12 protein-coding genes are annotated in these 16,069 nt (G+C 56.9%); 5 read left to right on the plus strand and 7 right to left on the minus strand.

Annotated elements, in window-relative coordinates; translation table 11 throughout:
* Nucleotides 1–644: aminotransferase class V-fold PLP-dependent enzyme (locus K1Y02_18940; protein MBX7258447.1), on the minus strand; the 644-nt coding region annotated here is incomplete at its 3' end.
* Between the two features lie 479 nt (nt 645–1,123).
* Between K1Y02_18940 and K1Y02_18945 the strand changes: the two genes are divergently transcribed.
* Nucleotides 1,124–4,681: a PAS domain S-box protein gene (locus K1Y02_18945; protein MBX7258448.1), complete on the plus strand. Its 3,558-nt coding sequence runs from the start codon at nt 1,124–1,126 to the stop codon at nt 4,679–4,681.
* On the opposite strand, the gene K1Y02_18950 is transcribed toward K1Y02_18945, so the two are convergent.
* Nucleotides 4,662–5,075 (minus strand): secondary thiamine-phosphate synthase enzyme YjbQ, encoded by a 414-nt coding sequence (locus tag K1Y02_18950; GenBank protein ID MBX7258449.1) that lies wholly within the window; start codon nt 5,073–5,075, stop codon nt 4,662–4,664. The two genes, K1Y02_18945 and K1Y02_18950, sit on opposite strands and share 20 nt — an antisense overlap.
* Before the next feature lie 124 nt (nt 5,076–5,199).
* On the opposite strand from K1Y02_18950, the gene K1Y02_18955 reads away from it, so the two are divergent.
* Complete coding sequence (locus K1Y02_18955) at nt 5,200–6,072, plus strand: tetratricopeptide repeat protein (protein ID MBX7258450.1); 873 nt, start codon at nt 5,200–5,202, stop codon at nt 6,070–6,072.
* A gap of 3 nt (nt 6,073–6,075) precedes the next feature.
* Here the strand turns inward: K1Y02_18955 and K1Y02_18960 are convergent, their stop codons facing one another.
* Both K1Y02_18960 and K1Y02_18965 read right to left on the minus strand, forming a co-directional pair.
* The gene (locus K1Y02_18960) at nt 6,076–7,140 is read right to left on the minus strand and encodes a PA0069 family radical SAM protein (protein ID MBX7258451.1); all 1,065 of its coding nucleotides are present in this window, start codon (nt 7,138–7,140) and stop codon (nt 6,076–6,078) included.
* A 137-nt stretch (nt 7,141–7,277) separates the two neighbouring features.
* A complete protein-coding gene (locus tag K1Y02_18965; GenBank protein MBX7258452.1) occupies nt 7,278–8,132 on the minus strand; it encodes an SMP-30/gluconolactonase/LRE family protein in 855 nt (284 codons plus the stop codon).
* Between the two features lie 293 nt (nt 8,133–8,425).
* Here K1Y02_18965 and K1Y02_18970 point away from each other — a divergent pair, with 293 nt between their 5' ends.
* Nucleotides 8,426–9,037, plus strand: coding sequence for a TlpA family protein disulfide reductase (locus K1Y02_18970; GenBank protein ID MBX7258453.1), 612 nt, complete (start codon nt 8,426–8,428; stop codon nt 9,035–9,037).
* A 169-nt stretch (nt 9,038–9,206) separates the two neighbouring features.
* Nucleotides 9,207–9,827, plus strand: coding sequence for a hypothetical protein (locus tag K1Y02_18975; protein MBX7258454.1), 621 nt, complete (start codon nt 9,207–9,209; stop codon nt 9,825–9,827).
* 73 nt (nt 9,828–9,900) lie between these two features.
* On the opposite strand, the gene K1Y02_18980 is transcribed toward K1Y02_18975, so the two are convergent.
* Nucleotides 9,901–13,152, minus strand: a complete 3,252-nt coding sequence (locus K1Y02_18980; GenBank protein ID MBX7258455.1) for a methylmalonyl-CoA mutase family protein — start codon at nt 13,150–13,152, stop codon at nt 9,901–9,903.
* Between the two features lie 154 nt (nt 13,153–13,306).
* Between K1Y02_18980 and K1Y02_18985 the strand changes: the two genes are divergently transcribed.
* Nucleotides 13,307–13,909 (plus strand): type II secretion system GspH family protein, encoded by a 603-nt coding sequence (locus K1Y02_18985; GenBank protein ID MBX7258456.1) that lies wholly within the window; start codon nt 13,307–13,309, stop codon nt 13,907–13,909.
* Between the two features lie 206 nt (nt 13,910–14,115).
* Here the strand turns inward: K1Y02_18985 and K1Y02_18990 are convergent, their stop codons facing one another.
* Both K1Y02_18990 and K1Y02_18995 read right to left on the minus strand, forming a co-directional pair.
* A complete protein-coding gene (locus tag K1Y02_18990) occupies nt 14,116–15,156 on the minus strand; it encodes a hypothetical protein (GenBank protein MBX7258457.1) in 1,041 nt (346 codons plus the stop codon).
* Between the two features lie 272 nt (nt 15,157–15,428).
* Nucleotides 15,429–16,069 (minus strand): hypothetical protein (locus tag K1Y02_18995; protein ID MBX7258458.1); only part of this gene is annotated, 641 nt, incomplete at its 5' end.

Here is a 16,069-nt window from a genome sequence, read left to right on the forward strand (position 1 = left end):
GCCGCGCGTTCATTGAAGCTGACCGGCGAAAGGCCAGGGGGGCAAGAGAGGCATTTTTGCGTACCGGAGTAAATTGCGTCGATACCCCATTCATCGACCTTTACGGGTGTGCCACCCAAGGATGTCACAGTGTCGACGATGGTAAGGCAATTGTGGGCGTGGGCAAGCGTCACAAGTGTTTTCGCGTCGGACTGTGCTCCCGTGGAGGTTTCTGCATGCACGAAGGCGACGATCTTTGCGTCGGGGTTGGCTTTCAGGGCCGCTTCGACTTTTCCGGGGTCTACGGCTTTGCCCCAATCATCGAGAACCATAATCGCCGTGCCGCCGCACCGTTCGACGTTTTCTTTCATGCGGCCGCCAAAAACACCGTTCTGGCACACGATAACCTTATCGCCCGGTTCCACCAGGTTGACGAAACAGCATTCCATGCCGGCTGACCCTGGTGCGGAAACGGGGAAGGTCACTTCATTCTTGGTTTGGAAAGCATACTGTAGCAAGCTCTTGACTTCGTCCATCATACGAATGAACTCGGGATCGAGGTGTCCGATGGTCGGGCGCGCCATGGCACCCAGCACTCGGGGATGCACATCCGAGGGACCGGGTCCCATCAAGGTGCGGACAGGAGGGCTAAAACTGCATGTCATTGGAAACTCCTTGCATACGTGGCCGTGTGAGACCATTGGCATAAAACGATGCCGACCGTTCGTTATCCCAGGGCAGGATGATTCTACTACGGGCACCCGTGCCATGTCTTGCTTAAGGGGGCGAGCAGTCAATTCGCTCCACATGGGCAAGGGAGGCGCTTACAGGCGAATAAGGCAAAGGTGAGGTATAATTCGTCCGGGCAGAGTTAAGTGCTGTATCCGCCGTACGAGATGGTGTGGCGCCTGAGAACGTGAGGCGGCCATAACCGGAGAATGCAGTTTGGGGTGGCCAATTAATGGCGTTTGACACAATTGCTATTCCGGGTGCAGTTGGGGCCCTGATATTGGGAATGGCGCTGGGAATCTTACTGGCGCGGCGCCCGGTTTCGAAACGAGTCGAACGCTCGGAACCGGACTCTTCTAGCCAGAGGGTCGCGCCTTCTAGCCATCCAGTAGCCTCATCCGCCGACGACACCTTGATGCGCGCAATTTTAGGCGCGGTGAGCAATTTGGTCAGTGCAACGAGTGCTGACGGACTCATCCGTTACGTAAATCCGGCCCACAAGCACGTTTTGGGGTACGACGACGCGGATTTGGTTGGGAAATCCGTTCTGGAGTTCGCTCACCCCGACGACGCTCACCTGATTAGGGACGCAATCTTGGCCGCTGCCAGTGCGAATAAGCAGACGAGCGGCGAAGCCCGATTCCGGCACGCCAAAGGACACTATGTTTGGCTGTGGACCTCGGTCTCTGCGCTGAAAGACCCGGAGGGACGTGTTAGCGGGATAGTCTTCGAGCACCATGATATCGATAAGCGGAAGGTTGCCGAGGACGTGTTGCGCGAGAGCGAAGAGCGGTTCCGAATTGTCTTTGAATATGCGCCCGATGCGACCACGTTGAATACGCGAAACGGCGTATATGTGGACTGTAACCGCGCCACCGAAGCCCTGCTGGGTTACTCGCGAGAGGAAATGATTGGGCGCAACGTGCTGGAGTTGGGCGTTTTCGAACAAGACACGCTCGCCATGCTGGACGAAGTGGCTCACCTGGACCTCGAGAAAGGCGAATCGTTCATGCGGGAAGTCACCATTCGCCACAAGTCTGGAAAACCCCTCACAATCGAGTTCCACGCTCATCCGATTCGGTTACGGGGGCAGGATCTAATCCTTGGAATCGGGCGCGACGTGACTCAACGTCGGGCTATGGAAGAAGCGTTGCGTCAAAGCGAGTCGCGGAACCGGGCCATGTTGAGCGCGGTTCCGGATCTGATATTTGTTTTAGATACTTCGGGATACTTCGTGGACGTGCACGCCAATGGACCGCTGAGCGCCTTGATATCGGCAGAACGATTTGTGGGCAAGCAGGCGAAGAACGTGTTGTCGAAGAATCTGTACGCTCTCTTCGAGTCGCGCTTAAGACGCGTCTTGCAGACGGGAGAAGCCGAGACACTCGATTACGATTTTGAACTCGATGGCCGCCGCCGCTATTGCCATGGCATTGTTGTGAAATGCGAAGGCGACAGGGTTTTCGTCTTGGCGAGGGACGTCACGGCAATCAAGGAGGCGGAAGATGCGCTGCAAACGCGTATTGAGGCGGAGGTCCTTGTATCGGGTGTCGCCCGCACTCTTCTGTCCTTGTCTCACAAGCGCATAGACGCGAGCATTACGGATGCCCTGCGCCGAACCGCCACGTTTTTGAATGCCGATCATGCGTTGCTTGTGCACGCGGGAGAAGGCAAGAACGTGTTTCTTCGTTCGCATGCATGGAACGATCCTGCGGAAAGAGAGCTATCCTCAGTTTCGACAACGTTCACCATGGCGGATTATCCGTGGCTTTCGGAGCAGTCCCGTACGGCCAATTGGCTGTTCTTCAGGGACGTCGCAGACTTGCCCCCAACGGCCGCGAGAGAGCGAACGGAGTTGATGGCTGAGAACGTGAAGTCGGTGTTGTGGATCCCCATTCGAACCGAGGGCAGGCTGACCGGATGCGTCCGGTTCATATGGCGGCGAGAGCCCGCGAGAATTGATGAATCGCAAGTCGCGCCATTTGCCGTGCTGGGCGACGTGCTAATGACGGGGCTTCAGCGTTCGCAGGTGGAGACCCTGCTTACCGATAGCGAGAAGAGGTACCGGCATCTTTTCAACGACATGCTTGACGGGTTTGCATTGCACGATATTATCTGTGACGAGCGAGGCCGTCCATGCGACTATCGTATCTTGGAAGTCAATCCCGCCTACGAGCGGATAACAGGATTGCGCGCAGCAGAAGTTGAAGGTAAGCGAGTTCGCGAACTATTTCCCGGTATAGACCCCGAATGGATCGAGATTTTCGGGAAGGTAGCTCTGACTGGCGAAGCTTGCCATTTCGAGCGCTATAGCAAGGAAGTAAATCGCCATTTCCAGACTACGGCGTACTCCCCGAGTCAGGGTCAATTTGCAGTTATTCTAAATGACATCTCGGAGAGGCGCCGCGCCGAAGAAGCGTTGAGTGAGTCGGAAGCCAAATGGCGGACACTGGTACACAATTTCCCAGACCGTGTGATTCTCTGTAACTCTGACGGTTTGGTTCAGTTTGCGAATCAGCCAAATTCCGAATTTCGGGATATGGCGCTGGTCGGTCACAACGTTTTCGAGTTCTTAGACGAAGACGATGCGCGAGTTGTCCGGGCGGCGTTGGCAAGAGCCGCGGCGACAGACCAATCGGTGGACGTGGAGGTGAGCGCGCCTACGCCATCAGGCGAACGCAGATGGCTGCTTGGACGTGCGAGCGTATTCAGAAGTGACCAGGAGGGGGCGCAGTTTGTAGTAACAGTTCGCGATATTACGGAGCGCAAAGAGGCGGAGATTGAGCGTCGCAAGCTTGAAGCGCAGATTCAGCACTCGCAGAAACTGGAAAGCCTGGGTGTACTTGCCGGGGGAATCGCACACGACTTTAACAACCTGCTGGTTGGAATTATGGGCAACGCCGAAATGGCGCTGTCCGATTTGCCCCTGAACGCGTCGGCGCGGATATACGTGGAAGACGTCGTCAAGGCGGCGCAACGAGCCTCGGACCTGAGTCGTCAGATGCTTGCCTATTCCGGCAAAGGCCGATTTGTCGTGGAGCCGGTCTGTCTGAACGATATCATTCATGAGATGAGCCATCTATTGGAGGTCTCCATATCCAAGAAGGCAGTACTTCGGTTCAACCTAACCAACCCGTTGCCGATGGTGTGCGCGGATACGACGCAAATTCGACAAGTCATCATGAATCTCATTACCAATGCCAGCGACGCATTGGGAGACCAGTCCGGAGCCATAGCCGTATCGACAGGGGTCATCGAGTACGACGCGCAGGTGTTCTTGTCCGGATTCCTATGCGATCCGGTAGCAGCGGGAACCTATGTGTACGTGGAAGTCACGGACACGGGATGTGGGATGGACGAGGAAACGAAAGCGCGGATTTTCGAGCCATTCTTTACAACCAAGTTCACGGGCCGGGGCCTGGGTTTGGCGGCCGTGCTTGGGATCGTGCGCGGACACAAAGGTTCGCTGAAGGTGTATAGCGAAGCCGGGAAAGGCAGCACGTTTGCCATTCTGTTTCCGATTTGTGAGGAACCCTCAGTCGCTACGCCAAGTGCAACCGAACCGGCTTCCGCGTGGAGCGGGGCCGGGACCATTCTTGTAGTTGACGATGAGGAGGTGGTCCGGCTCGTGACCGGCCGCATGGTATCGAAGCTTGGCTTCGAAGTCATTCATGCGGAAGATGGATTGGATGGCGTCGAACGGTTCAAAGCAGACTCAGGCAAAATTGTGTGCGTCTTGCTGGACCTTACGATGCCGCGCATGGACGGTGAAACAGCGCTTCAGGCGATGCGCGATATTCGGGCCGATACGCCGATTATCTTGATCAGCGGTTTCAATGAGCAAGAAGTCGAAAGCCGATTTGCAGGCAAAGGATTCTCCGCGTTTTTACAGAAGCCGTTTGCCATGAAGGACCTTATCGGCGCTTTGCGGTCCTCGCTGGGAAAACCGGATATTACTCTCCCATCACCTTGATCACGAGGCGTTTGCGGCGTTGCCCGTCGAACTCGGCATAGTAAACCTGTTGCCACGGACCCAAATCCAGACGGCCATTCGTGACGGGTACGATGACCTCGTGGTGAATAATCAAGCTCTTGAGGTGTGCGTCTCCATTCGTTTCGCCGGTGCGGTGATGCCGGTAGTCTTCTTTAAACGGAGCAAGCGACTCCAGCCATTCGTCGATATCCGCAATCAAGCCCGATTCTGCGTCGTTGACGTAGACTCCCGCGGTGATGTGCATGGCGCTCACCAAGGCCATGCCTTCCTGGATGCCGCTCTTTCGCACGGTCTGCTCGACCTGCTCGGTAATGTTGATGTACTCGCGGTGTTTCTTCGTGTTGAACCAAAGGTATTCGGTTTCGAATTTCATCGTGGGTTCCCTTTCCCCCATTTGTTATGATTGCCCCGCTTCGCCCCACGCTTCACGGGCTAGGTCGTATTATACATGGACGATTCGCTGCGATAGCGGCAGAAAGTACTCGGCGCGCTTCCGAATGAAACATCAGAGCGTGATATGGAGCATCACGGGCATTGCCGTGCTTGTCGCGGGCATTGTTGTGACTGTTCGAGAGGTGCGCGCGCCAGCCCCCGAACTTGAGGCGCTCAACACGCCCATTCAGTCGCTTGTTGGTTCGCTTTCGCGGCAACAGACGGACATGGTTGTCGAGACGATGAAGGCGTGCATCGACAAAGATCCGCAGGCACGCCGCGACAACACGCGTTCGCTCGTGGAAGCCGTTGCAGGTCTAGCCGAGAGCGGGGACCTGGAGACCGCGGAGGCGTATTATGCGCTTGGCCTTCGCTTAAGCGGTCAGCAGCACTATGAGGAAGCCGAGGCTGCGTATCGCAGGGCTATCGATTTGCGGCCGGATTGGAATTGGGGACACAGCGCGCTTGGAATTTTGCTTCAGACGCTGGGCCGTATGGACGAAGCGGAAGTCGCGTTTCGCAAAGCGGTGGAACTGGATCCGAGTTGGAGCCGCGCTCACAACGATCTGGCCATTCTTCTGCGCTTGACGGGACGCTATAACGAAGCTGAGACAGAAGCGCGGAAGTCACTGGAACTCGATCCGGACAGCATTGCCGCAAACAATAACTATGGCAACGTGCTGGTCGCGCTTGGGCGTTTCGATGAAGCGGAGGCCGCATACCGAAAAGCAATTGTCTCCGAGCCCGATCATCCTGCCCCGTTTTTCAACCTTGCCTGTTTAGCTTGTCTGCGCGGACGCCGCGACGAAGTCGTGCCACTCTTGTTGTGCGCCATCACCTTTGACGATGCCTATCTGGAACAGGCTCGGAAGGACCCTGACCTGGATTCGATGCGTGACGATCCGGTGTTTAGGAAGTTGGTTGGAGCGGACACGTAGTAGTTATTCGAACAGTGCCAATTGGCCGTTGGCAGGAGGCCTGCGAAAGGCTGAAGCCGACAATTCAAAGCGATCCTGGTTCAGCCCCGCTTTACCGCACGAAATTCTCCAGAATTGTTCAATATGATCGGCGTGAAATCCTTCTCCCCGCATGCGCGACCCAAAACGCGAATCGTGCAATTTCCCCCCGCGTATGGAGCGAATACGATTCAGAATTTTTTCCTTCTTCAGCGGCAAGTGCTCCGTCAACCACGCTTCGAACAAGGGCGCCACGGCCATGGGCAGTTTCAGGGCAATATAGCCGGCCCAGCGCGCGCCCGCGGTTGCGGCCGCTTTTAAGACTCGCGGGATTTCCTCGTCGGTCAAGCCTGGGACGATAGGCGCCATCAGTACGCCGACCGGTATCCGGGCGTTGGCGAGGGCGGCAATCGCATCGAGCCGTTGCTGAGGAAGCGAGGTCCGTGGCTCCATGATGCGGTTGAGTGAAACGTCCAATGTCGTTACGGAAACCATAACCATCACTGCGTTGTGTCGCGCCAGTTCGGACAGGACGTCGATGTCGCGTGTGATCAACCGGTTCTTCGTGACAATGCTGACGGGGTTGCGAAATTCGGCAAAAACCTCCAGGCAGCGGCGCGTAAGCCGCAGTTTTCGTTCGATGGGTTGGTACGGATCCGTCACGCCGGATAGACCGACAGGCTGGGGCGTCCAACTCGTCTTCATGAAGGTCTCCCGCAGCAATTCCGGCGCGTCTTCCTTCACCATGATCTTGGTTTCAAAGTCGAGTCCCGGCGAGAACCCGAGGTATTCATGCGTAGGCCGTGCGTAACAGTAGATGCAGCCATGTTCGCATCCCCGATATGGATTCAGCGTTGCATCGTGGGGCACATCCGGGCTGTCGTTTCTGGCGATGACGGACTTCGAAGTGTCGCGCAGAAACTGCGTGCGCGGTAGCGGTTCTTCTGAGTCATCCGCGTCCGGATCTCGTACATAGGCGATTTGGTCGAAGCGGTTTTGAAGATACTGCGTTGCGCCACGGCCTTTGATGGGTTTTATGGGGTCGAGCATGACGAAACCCTGAATATAATATCAGATATATGATAGGGCATGCTCGGTAAGAACGCAAGGATAATTGGACGTAACGGGGCCAACTCGACGCGGCGGACTCCAACCGGCCATAGCCCGGGAAGCCGACTATGACGCGGTCACTTTGGCCCGATTCGCAAGCCTGGAGTAACCACGCGGACGCTGTACACGGCGGTGCGCGCAGTAATGTAGAGGGTCATCCGGTCGGGGTCGCCGAAGCAGCAGTTGGCTGGAGCTTGTGGTGTGACGACCGTGTGGACGAGTTTCCCGTCTGGCGAGTACACCCGGACCCCGTCACCGGCGGTGCACCACACAAACCCCTTTGTGTCAATTGCCATGCCATCGGGCTCGGGCAACTCGCAGAAGACACGGCCGTTGGTGAGCGAGACGTCGGGCGCGATATCGAAAGCGCGTATGTTCTTGCCCTCCGTGTCGGCGACATATAAGGTCTTCTCGTCTGGCGATAGTCCGATTCCGTTGGGTTTGACGAAGTCATCTCCCAGCATTTTCAGCGTGCCGTCTTTGAGGACGGCGAATACGGCTTGAAATGCAAGTTCTCGCTTGTCTTCGCTGACGCCGTAGGGCGGGTCGGTGAAGAAAATGGTGCCATCTGAACGGACGACGGCGTCGTTCGGGGAGTTCAGTTTCTTGCCGCCGTAGGTTTCGGCAAGAACCGTTATGGCGCCGTCCTTCTCCGTTCGGGAAACACGACGGTTCCCATGCTCGCAAGCAATGAGACGTCCCTCGCCGTCCATGGCGAGCCCATTCGATTCGCCGCTGGGTTTACGAAACACGGTCTTGTCGATTTTGTAGATCGTGTCGGCGGGGATGTCGCTGAAGATGAGTTCATTGCTGGGCAGCCACAACGGCCCCTCGGTGAACTTAAAGCCCTCCGCCACGGACTTCACGGGTCCGGTGACATACGCGTCGCCGGCCGTCAACACGCTGAACAACACGATTGATGCTACTGCCATGATTCCGCCCCTTCTGTTCGTTGCGTCAGTGTTGCATGCGCGTGACCGGGAATCAACGCAAGGACTCGGTCCAGAGGCGATCCCCAGGCGGAGCCCTGAAATGCGAAAATCGAAAGGCGTGGCCGGATACCTTTGGGTGCGCTGGGGAATAGTGATATGGATTTGAATCGTTTGTGAATAGACAAAGCAAGGCGGCCGTCCAATAGGCCGAGCATTCCCGAGGCGTCGCCGTGGCGCACATGGAACCTATGCATGGAATCGGGGATTAAGGAAGCTAATCACGGGTAAGTTGGATGGATACGTGCATCCAGCGCACGGTAACCCGAAGGAAGATAGAGGACAAGATGTTTGCGATTCGACCGTTTCCGTTGTTGGCGTTACTGTGCATGGGCGCAGTGGGCTTGACCGCCGCCGTACGACTTGCGGACGCCGAAGCAGGGCAAGGCAAGTTAGGCGACCCCGCGCCGGCTCTGTCGATTCAAGAGTGGGCCAAGGGTGGACCGGTGGTTTTGGCCGATGGCAAGGGCAAGACGGCGTATGTGGTGGAGTTCTGGGCGACGTGGTGCCCGCCGTGCCGTGAGAGTATCCCGCATCTGACGGAATTGCAGAAGAAATACAAAGACAAGGGTTTGGTGGTCATAGGCGTGACCTCGGAAGAAGCCTCGGATGTGAAACCGTTCGTGGAAGCGCAAGGCGACAAGATGGATTACGTCGTGGCCGTGGACAAGGATGGCGAGACCACTGCGGCCTATATGGATGCGTTTGGAGAAGACGGTATCCCTCACGCGTTCATTGTGAGTCCCGAAGGAAAGATCGTCTGGCACGGTCATCCCCTGGATGGGCTTGATGAAGCGGTGGAGCAGTTTTTGCCCAAGCAGACTGGCGATTCGCAGAGCAAGGCATAGCCGGTTCTCGACCCAGTCGTTTAGGATATATGTTCCCCTTGACGTCCCGTTTCGCCGTGTAGACGGTGGAACGGGACGTTGCCCTTTTGGCGTCCGAGCATCAGGGTTCAAACCGCTGTCGCCGTTTGCTATCCTCTGTTTCACGAGACGAAACCGAGGGAGGGAGCCGATGGATTTGCAGTGGCCGCGAGGGGACATTCGGAAGATAATTGCCGACGCCTTGCATGCTTCGCTTTCGGAGGCTATGACGCCGTCGATTACCCATATCGGTCCGATTAATACCATCGGCTGCTTTTTGCTGAAGCACCTGACGGGCGTGAACGCGGAACCGGTGGCGGGCTCGATTGAGGTGCGATGCGGCGGCGTTCCTTTCGGCCTGGAGGCGCACGTCGAAAACGTCGAGGACCACATGTACTACGTGTGGATTGAGGCCGACCTCGGAGACCAGGGCGTTGAACTTATCGACTTCGGTTCGCGGTATTGGCGGGAATGGGCCGGCGAACAGTTCGCGCTATGGGGTGGAGCGCCACCGCCGACGGTCGTATGGGCGCAGAAAGCGGAGATCCCGCCGTCTGTTGTTGAGTACACCCAGAACGAAGAGATTACGTACCTTGTTCGGGAAGGAATCCACCGCGTGATTGTCGAGCAGGAAGACGAGTCCTGCGTTACGGTGTGGGAACAAGTCATCAACTCCACCATCGACCACCTGATGGAGAACGACACCGGACTTCAGTATTTGGTCGATATCGGCATAGCCGAACCGGTAGAGGAAGACGACCTGCCCGGTTAGGCCCGCAGAGGACAGCCGCCACTTCGAATCCCTGGTCTTCGGGCGCACTTCGACGCTTCCAGAAGAGCGCAGTCTATAAACTCCGGCGATAACGGCCACCCACCTCAAAAAGCGCCTGCGTGATCTGGCCCAGAGTGCACGTGCGAACCGTGGCCATGAGTTCGGCGAAGAGGTTGCCGCCGTTGAGGGCGGTCTGCTGGAGACGTCGCAGTGCGGCGTGGGCCTCTTTGGAATGACGCTTCTGGAAATCGCGAACATGTTGGAGTTGCGCGTGTTTTTCGTCGTCGGTGGCGCGTCGCAGTTCGAGGCGCTCGGCTTCTGCCTCGTGGTCGGCGTCGGGGTCGACAAACGTGTTGACGCCAACAATGGGGTATTCGCCGCTGGTCTTGCGGGATTCATAGGTCAGGGACTCATCCTGAATTCGAGCGCGTTGGTAGGCGAGTTCCATCGCGCCTAGTACGCCACCGCGCTGAGAGATCCGGTCGAACTCTTTCAGAATGGCTTCTTCGACGAGATCGGTGAGTTCCTCAATGACGAACGAACCTTGAAGCGCGTTCTCGTTGCCGTAGATCCCGAATTCCCTGTTGATGATGGCCTGTATTGCGAGGGCGCGGCGCACGGATGCCTCGGAGGGCGTAGTGACGGCTTCGTCGTAGGCATTGGTATGAAGGGAATTGCAGTTGTCGAGCAAGGCAATCAGGGCCTGCAGCGTGGTGCGGATGTCGTTAAACTGGTATTCCTGGCTGTGCAAGGAACGCCCGCTGGTCTGGATATGGACCTTGAACTTCTGCGAGCGTTCATTTGCGCCGTATTTGTCTCGCAGAGCAATGGCCCAGATTCGACGCGCGACGCGATTGATCACGGCGTATTCAGGGTCCATGCCGCTGGAAAAAAAGAAAGACAGGTTGGGGGCGAAGTCGTCGATGTGCATGCCGCGGGCGAGATAGTACTCGACGTAGGTGAAACCGTTCGCAAGGGTGAACGCCGCTTGTGTGACGGGGTTACAGCCCGCCTCCGCCATGTGAAACCCGGAAATGGATACCGAATAGAAGTTGGCGATGCCGTGGTCGCAGAAGTATTGCTGTACGTCGCCCATCATGCGAAGCGCGAAATCGACCGAGAAGATGCAGGTATTCTGCGCTTGATCCTCCTTGAGGATGTCAGCCTGCACGGTGCCGCGAACGGTACGCAGCGTTTTCGCAACGATTTCGGCGGCCTCGGTATTGTTGGGTTTTCGGCCTTGCTGCTGCTGGAACTTGTCACACTGCTGATCGATGGCCGTGTTGAGAAACATGGCGAGGATGATTGGCGCAGGCCCGTTGATTGTCATTGACACGCTGGTCGTAGGCGCACAGAGATCGAAGCCGTCATACAGCGTCTTCATGTTTTCCAAAGTGCAGATGGAAACGCCGGACGTGCCCACTTTGCCCAGGATATCGGGAGGCTCGGCGGGGTCATGCCCGTACAGCGTGACCGAATCGAAAGCCGTGGACAGGCGCACCGCGGAGGCGTTACGAGATAGGAATTTGAAACGAGCGTTGGTGCGTTTGGCGTCTCCCTCACCCGCAAACATGCGAGTCGGATCTTCGTCTTCGCGTTTGAACGGAAACACGCCCGCCGTGAACGGGAAGCGCCCCGGCACATTTTCACGGAGCAGCCATCGAAGCAAGTCTCCAGGATTCCGAAGATAGGGCAATGCAACGCGAGGCATGCGCAAACCGGAGAGAGTCGTGCGAAACAACGGAACTCGGACTTCGCGGTCGCGGACGGTGAATACGTATTCATCTTTCGAATAGTCGGCGCACAGGTGAGAAAAGCCTTCGAGGGCTTCAACCGCGCGGTGTTCCAGTTGTGCGAGCGCTTGCTGCCGTCGGGCGACAAGTTCTGTGTGCGCAGGGGAATTTGACTCTAGGAGTCCCAAGGCGCCATCTACCCGCCACAAACGCTCTGCAACTTCGGCTTGACTATCGACCCATCGGTGGTAAGCTCGGACAGTCTCGGCAATTTCCGCCAAGTATCGGACGCGATTGGGCGGAACGATGAAGGAGCGAGATGTCGTGATTGTTCCGGCAAGCCGCTCGCGGAAGGTCTCCCAGGTCACACCGCATCTCTTGCGCTGGGTGTTTAAGATGTCGATGTAGAGTGCGGTGACGCCGTTGTCGTTGAAGCGAGAGGCAATGGTGCCGTAGACAGGCATGGCTTCCGGGGGCGAATCGAGAAGGTGGTGGTTTCGCTGGAACTGTTTGCGGACGTGACGAAGGGCATCTTCGGAGCCTTGACGCTCAAATTTGTTAATAGCGACGAGGTCGGCGAAGTCGAGCATGTCAATCTTCTCAAGTTGCGAAGGAGCTCCGAACTCGGCGGTCATGACGTAGAGAGATACATCGACGAGGGGCACTATGGCGGCATCGCCCTGGCCGATGCCGGCGGTTTCAACTATCACCCAGTCGAAGCCCGCGGCCTTGACGACGGCAATCGCGTCGGCCAACGCCCCGGACACCTCGCCGCTTTGGGCGCGCGTGGCCAATGAGCGCATGTAGACGCGGGGGGTGTCAATGGCATTCATGCGAATGCGGTCGCCAAGGAGTGCGCCGCCGGAGCGTTTTCGCGACGGGTCGACCGAAAGGACGGCGACGGTCTTTTCGGGGAAGTCGCGCAGAAAGCGGACAAGTAGCTCGTCCACGAGGGACGATTTGCCTGCCCCGCCGGTGCCGGTGACGCCCAACACGGGTACGGGTCTGGTCACGTGCTTTTTCAGGGTGTCGCGAATCCCAACGAGGAACGCCCCTTCGCGATTCTGTTCGACAGCGGTTATAAGTCGAGCAATGGTAGCGGTATCGCTCGGGGTGAGGGGCGGCGGGTCGGCAAGAAGTCCCTTGGTGTCGAGTGAGAAGTCAATGTGGTGCAATATGTGGTCGATCATGCCTTGGAGACCCAACTTACGGCCGTCTTCCGGAGAGAAGATTTTGCTCACGCCGAAAGACTCGATAAGCCGGATTTCGCTGGGGACGATGACCCCGCCGCCACCGCCAAAAACGCGAATATGATCGGCGTGGCGGTCTTTTAACATTTCTATAATGTAGCGGAAGAATTCGACGTGACCGCCTTGGTAGGAACTGACGGCAATCGCTTGAACGTCTTCCTGGATGGCGGCGTCGACGATTTCGCGCACGGAACGGTTGTGGCCCAGGTGAATTATCTCTACGCCCGAATCCTGAAGGATGCGGCGCATAATATTGATTGCGGCGTCGTGGCCGTCGAACAGGGATGTGGCGGTGATAACGCGGACATGATGCGAGAGCCGAGTTGCTGCTGCCTTGCTCATGGAGGCCGTCACCTCGTTGCAGGAATGAGACTCTGGGTGTAGGATAGCATTAACGGAAGATAGAGTCGAATCGTCCCGCTGCAATCCTTTTCTCATACTGATAGGCGTGACTTACCGACCCAAGAATTCTCAATAGGGATTGACGAGTATGTTTATGCGTTCACGGCGGGGCTATAGCCTTCTGGAAACCCTTATATGCGTCGCGATTATCGCGATCCTGATGGCGTTGCAGTTGCCTGTGCTTTCGCGCGCGTTGCGAAAGGCCAAGGAAGTAGCCGTCAAGGAAGGGTTGCACCAGATGCAAATTGGCGCGATGGCCGACGGGGGGTCGTCGAATACGCGCCCGGACCGGGAAACGTGCCGTGCGGCATACCGGCAGACGTACGAAGAGTCTCTGGTAACAGAGTTGAAGTACGCCGTACACGATGAGGCCGAATTCGCGGCCTACTGGAATACGCTCATCCGGCCGGGGGCGATAGAACCCCTTCAGTACACTGGCGGAGGGGAGCTCATCGCGCAGGATGGCGCCGGGACCGTGTATTACCTGAAACCTCTGAACTTGGGCGACCCACCCGCGGAGACGGTTGTCGTCGGTTGGGAGTTCATCTCGACCGATCTGTCCGAGACCACATCCGGCACGCTGGGAACGAACGTCCTGTATTCCGACGGGCGCGCCGTGTACATACGATACCCAGGGGATTTCCCAATGACCTCGCTGGTCGCGGAATTGTCCCACCGATTCGTGCAGGAGTATTGACGGGGATCAGACTCTTCGTTTCACGGTATTCTTCGCGAAGAGGAGTCCTGCTATCGCCCCTGGATTAAGGGGTGCTAGCGCAAGCCACAAATTCCTCCCTCAGTAACGCTTCGCGGTGCAAATTGCGGGTCTTCCCTTCCGCCGCCGCTTCGGAGTCACGGATACAGCGTGGGTTTTGGCCTTCCAAATCGTCGATGTGCGTTCACCTACGCGTGGACTGCGGGAGTTCTGCCGCCGTTGCCGCTGCGCGCCATCGCGCGTGCCGAGGTCTTGGCAACGAAGCTTGGTATGCGGAGCATTCCAATGTGCAGCTTGCGAACAGCAATTGCCGAGAGTTTCGCCGACATCTCCAGCATGTTCAAAACTGCGTTCTTCATTTGTATAGCGACATGCAGATTCTCCACAAAGAACTTGATCGTCGCGGAGAGCTTCGCATCCAGCCCAAACTTTACCCGCACCTTGACGCTGAATGGTCCTGCATCAACTGTGAAATTTGCGCCCCAGCGCGGGCACCAGTCGACGAATTGTATGGTGAACTCCGTGTTTCCGTTCGTAATGTCGACAGATAATGGAAGGTTTGGGATGTTTACCTTGGGAATGGATACGGCTGTTTCCACAGCGGGAATGTCGAGTGATGGGACATCAATGGGTTCCAGGCGCGCGTCCGTGACTTCGATCTGTCTATACGCGAGCAGGTCGGCAGTCTCCGTGGTCGCGCGAACCCCTTCAACTTGCGTTCGCTTGGTCTTCACGTCAGTACAGAGCATGGTCGTGTCGGCGTTAAGGGCTAAATGCTCGACGGACATGTCTCTGACTATGGCTTCACCGGAGAGATTCACCGGCATCGATTCGCCTTGTGCCAATTGCACACCCGCAGCTACGTCCAAGGCGTTGGCATGTCCCGTGCTGACGATGGGCTCCGACACGCCAGTGCCCGCGCTGTCTGTAGACTCAAAGGCTCGGAGTACATCGCCCGCCAATTCGACGGGTAGACTTGCATTTGTGAGCAGGTCTTGGATACCGGAGAGACCATCCATTGATACCGAGCGGTCAACGTCAACTTCAAAGATCGGAGCGAATCGGATGAACAGTGCGCAGCCTCGTGTGTGCCCTTTTAGTGAATAAGTGGTTTTGGTTTCTCCGATCTGAAGTTTCCTGATTTGGGTGGCGAGCTTTGCGTGTGCCGAGACTTGAGTGGCGGTACAGGAGTCGAGGGTAGGCCCCTCCAAGCGCAGTTCGGTCTTCATGTCTGCTACTCCTTCCCGGAACCGCGCGCAATCGCGCGGTTCGCAGCGCGACTACGATAAACCTGGAAATACTAGACGCTCTGTTTCTCCTTTCCTCATAATCTCCAATATTAGAAATATCATATTCTAAATCGGCGTCTTCGTCAATGCGCGGAGCGCCCAGTCGGCTTCTCGATGACCCCCAACAAAGCAGGAGTTCATCTTTGAAAGCAGGCGCATAGAGTGGAAAACGGCAGCGCGAGACTATCGCGGAAGCGATGGATAAGCCGGCATCATGGCGGAGATGCCATCATGCGCCGTTTGATTTCTTCGTAGGTCTTGCTGGCAATGATTGTCACATCGTCGCCGCAGCCGAACTCGTCCCACAACTGTCCGGTGAAATGGGGCGCTTCGATTTCGGGCTCGAGGACGGCGCCGCGGCATTCGATATGGACAACGTACTTGTCGGTCTTGTGGCGAAGTACTGTGAATTCGGTGCAGGGGAATTGGCGCGGCTGATCCAGTTCTCCGCTCTCGCCGATGGGATCGTACTCGTAGAGGTATTGACCGGTTAGAAACAGGACACGGCCATCGGTCAATTCCACAAAGTAGTGGGAACCATCATCCAGAGATGTCATGACTTCGAATGCGCGTGTGGCCGTGTAGTCGTCTCGGTCCAGCAATTGTTTATCGTCAAGCTCGAGGATGAATTCTTCCTTGCTCTTTCGAGGTCCGAACCCTAGATGCCGCCAGTTGAAGAGCGCATGCACGAGAGCAAATATGAGCAAGACACAAACAGAGACCAACGGTATGTAGATATAGGCTGGGAGCGTGTGCGTCTCGATCATCGAGCCGATGAAAATTCCCGACGCTGTTAAGCCCGCGAAGACAAGTAGTCCCGCGAGGAGAAGACGTGCAATCTCAGCGATGGCGG

This window comes from Candidatus Hydrogenedentota bacterium (genome assembly GCA_019695095.1).
Classification (GTDB): Bacteria; Hydrogenedentota; Hydrogenedentia; order Hydrogenedentales; family SLHB01; genus JAIBAQ01.

What these genes read in the sequence shown, in the direction of transcription:
- K1Y02_18990 (MBX7258457.1), bottom strand. Translation starts at nt 15,156, where the DNA reads ATGAAGACCGAACTGCGCTTGGAGGGGCCTACCCTCGACTCCTGTACC.
- K1Y02_18960 (MBX7258451.1), bottom strand. Translation starts at nt 7,140, where the DNA reads ATGCTCGACCCCATAAAACCCATCAAAGGCCGTGGCGCAACGCAGTAT.
- K1Y02_18985 (MBX7258456.1), top strand. Translation starts at nt 13,307, where the DNA reads ATGCGTTCACGGCGGGGCTATAGCCTTCTGGAAACCCTTATATGCGTC.
- K1Y02_18975 (MBX7258454.1), top strand. Translation starts at nt 9,207, where the DNA reads ATGGATTTGCAGTGGCCGCGAGGGGACATTCGGAAGATAATTGCCGAC.
- K1Y02_18965 (MBX7258452.1), bottom strand. Translation starts at nt 8,132, where the DNA reads ATGGCAGTAGCATCAATCGTGTTGTTCAGCGTGTTGACGGCCGGCGAC.
- K1Y02_18955 (MBX7258450.1), top strand. Translation starts at nt 5,200, where the DNA reads ATGAAACATCAGAGCGTGATATGGAGCATCACGGGCATTGCCGTGCTT.
- K1Y02_18945 (MBX7258448.1), top strand. Translation starts at nt 1,124, where the DNA reads ATGCGCGCAATTTTAGGCGCGGTGAGCAATTTGGTCAGTGCAACGAGT.
- K1Y02_18980 (MBX7258455.1), bottom strand. Translation starts at nt 13,152, where the DNA reads ATGAGCAAGGCAGCAGCAACTCGGCTCTCGCATCATGTCCGCGTTATC.
- K1Y02_18970 (MBX7258453.1), top strand. Translation starts at nt 8,426, where the DNA reads ATGGATACGTGCATCCAGCGCACGGTAACCCGAAGGAAGATAGAGGAC.
- K1Y02_18950 (MBX7258449.1), bottom strand. Translation starts at nt 5,075, where the DNA reads ATGAAATTCGAAACCGAATACCTTTGGTTCAACACGAAGAAACACCGC.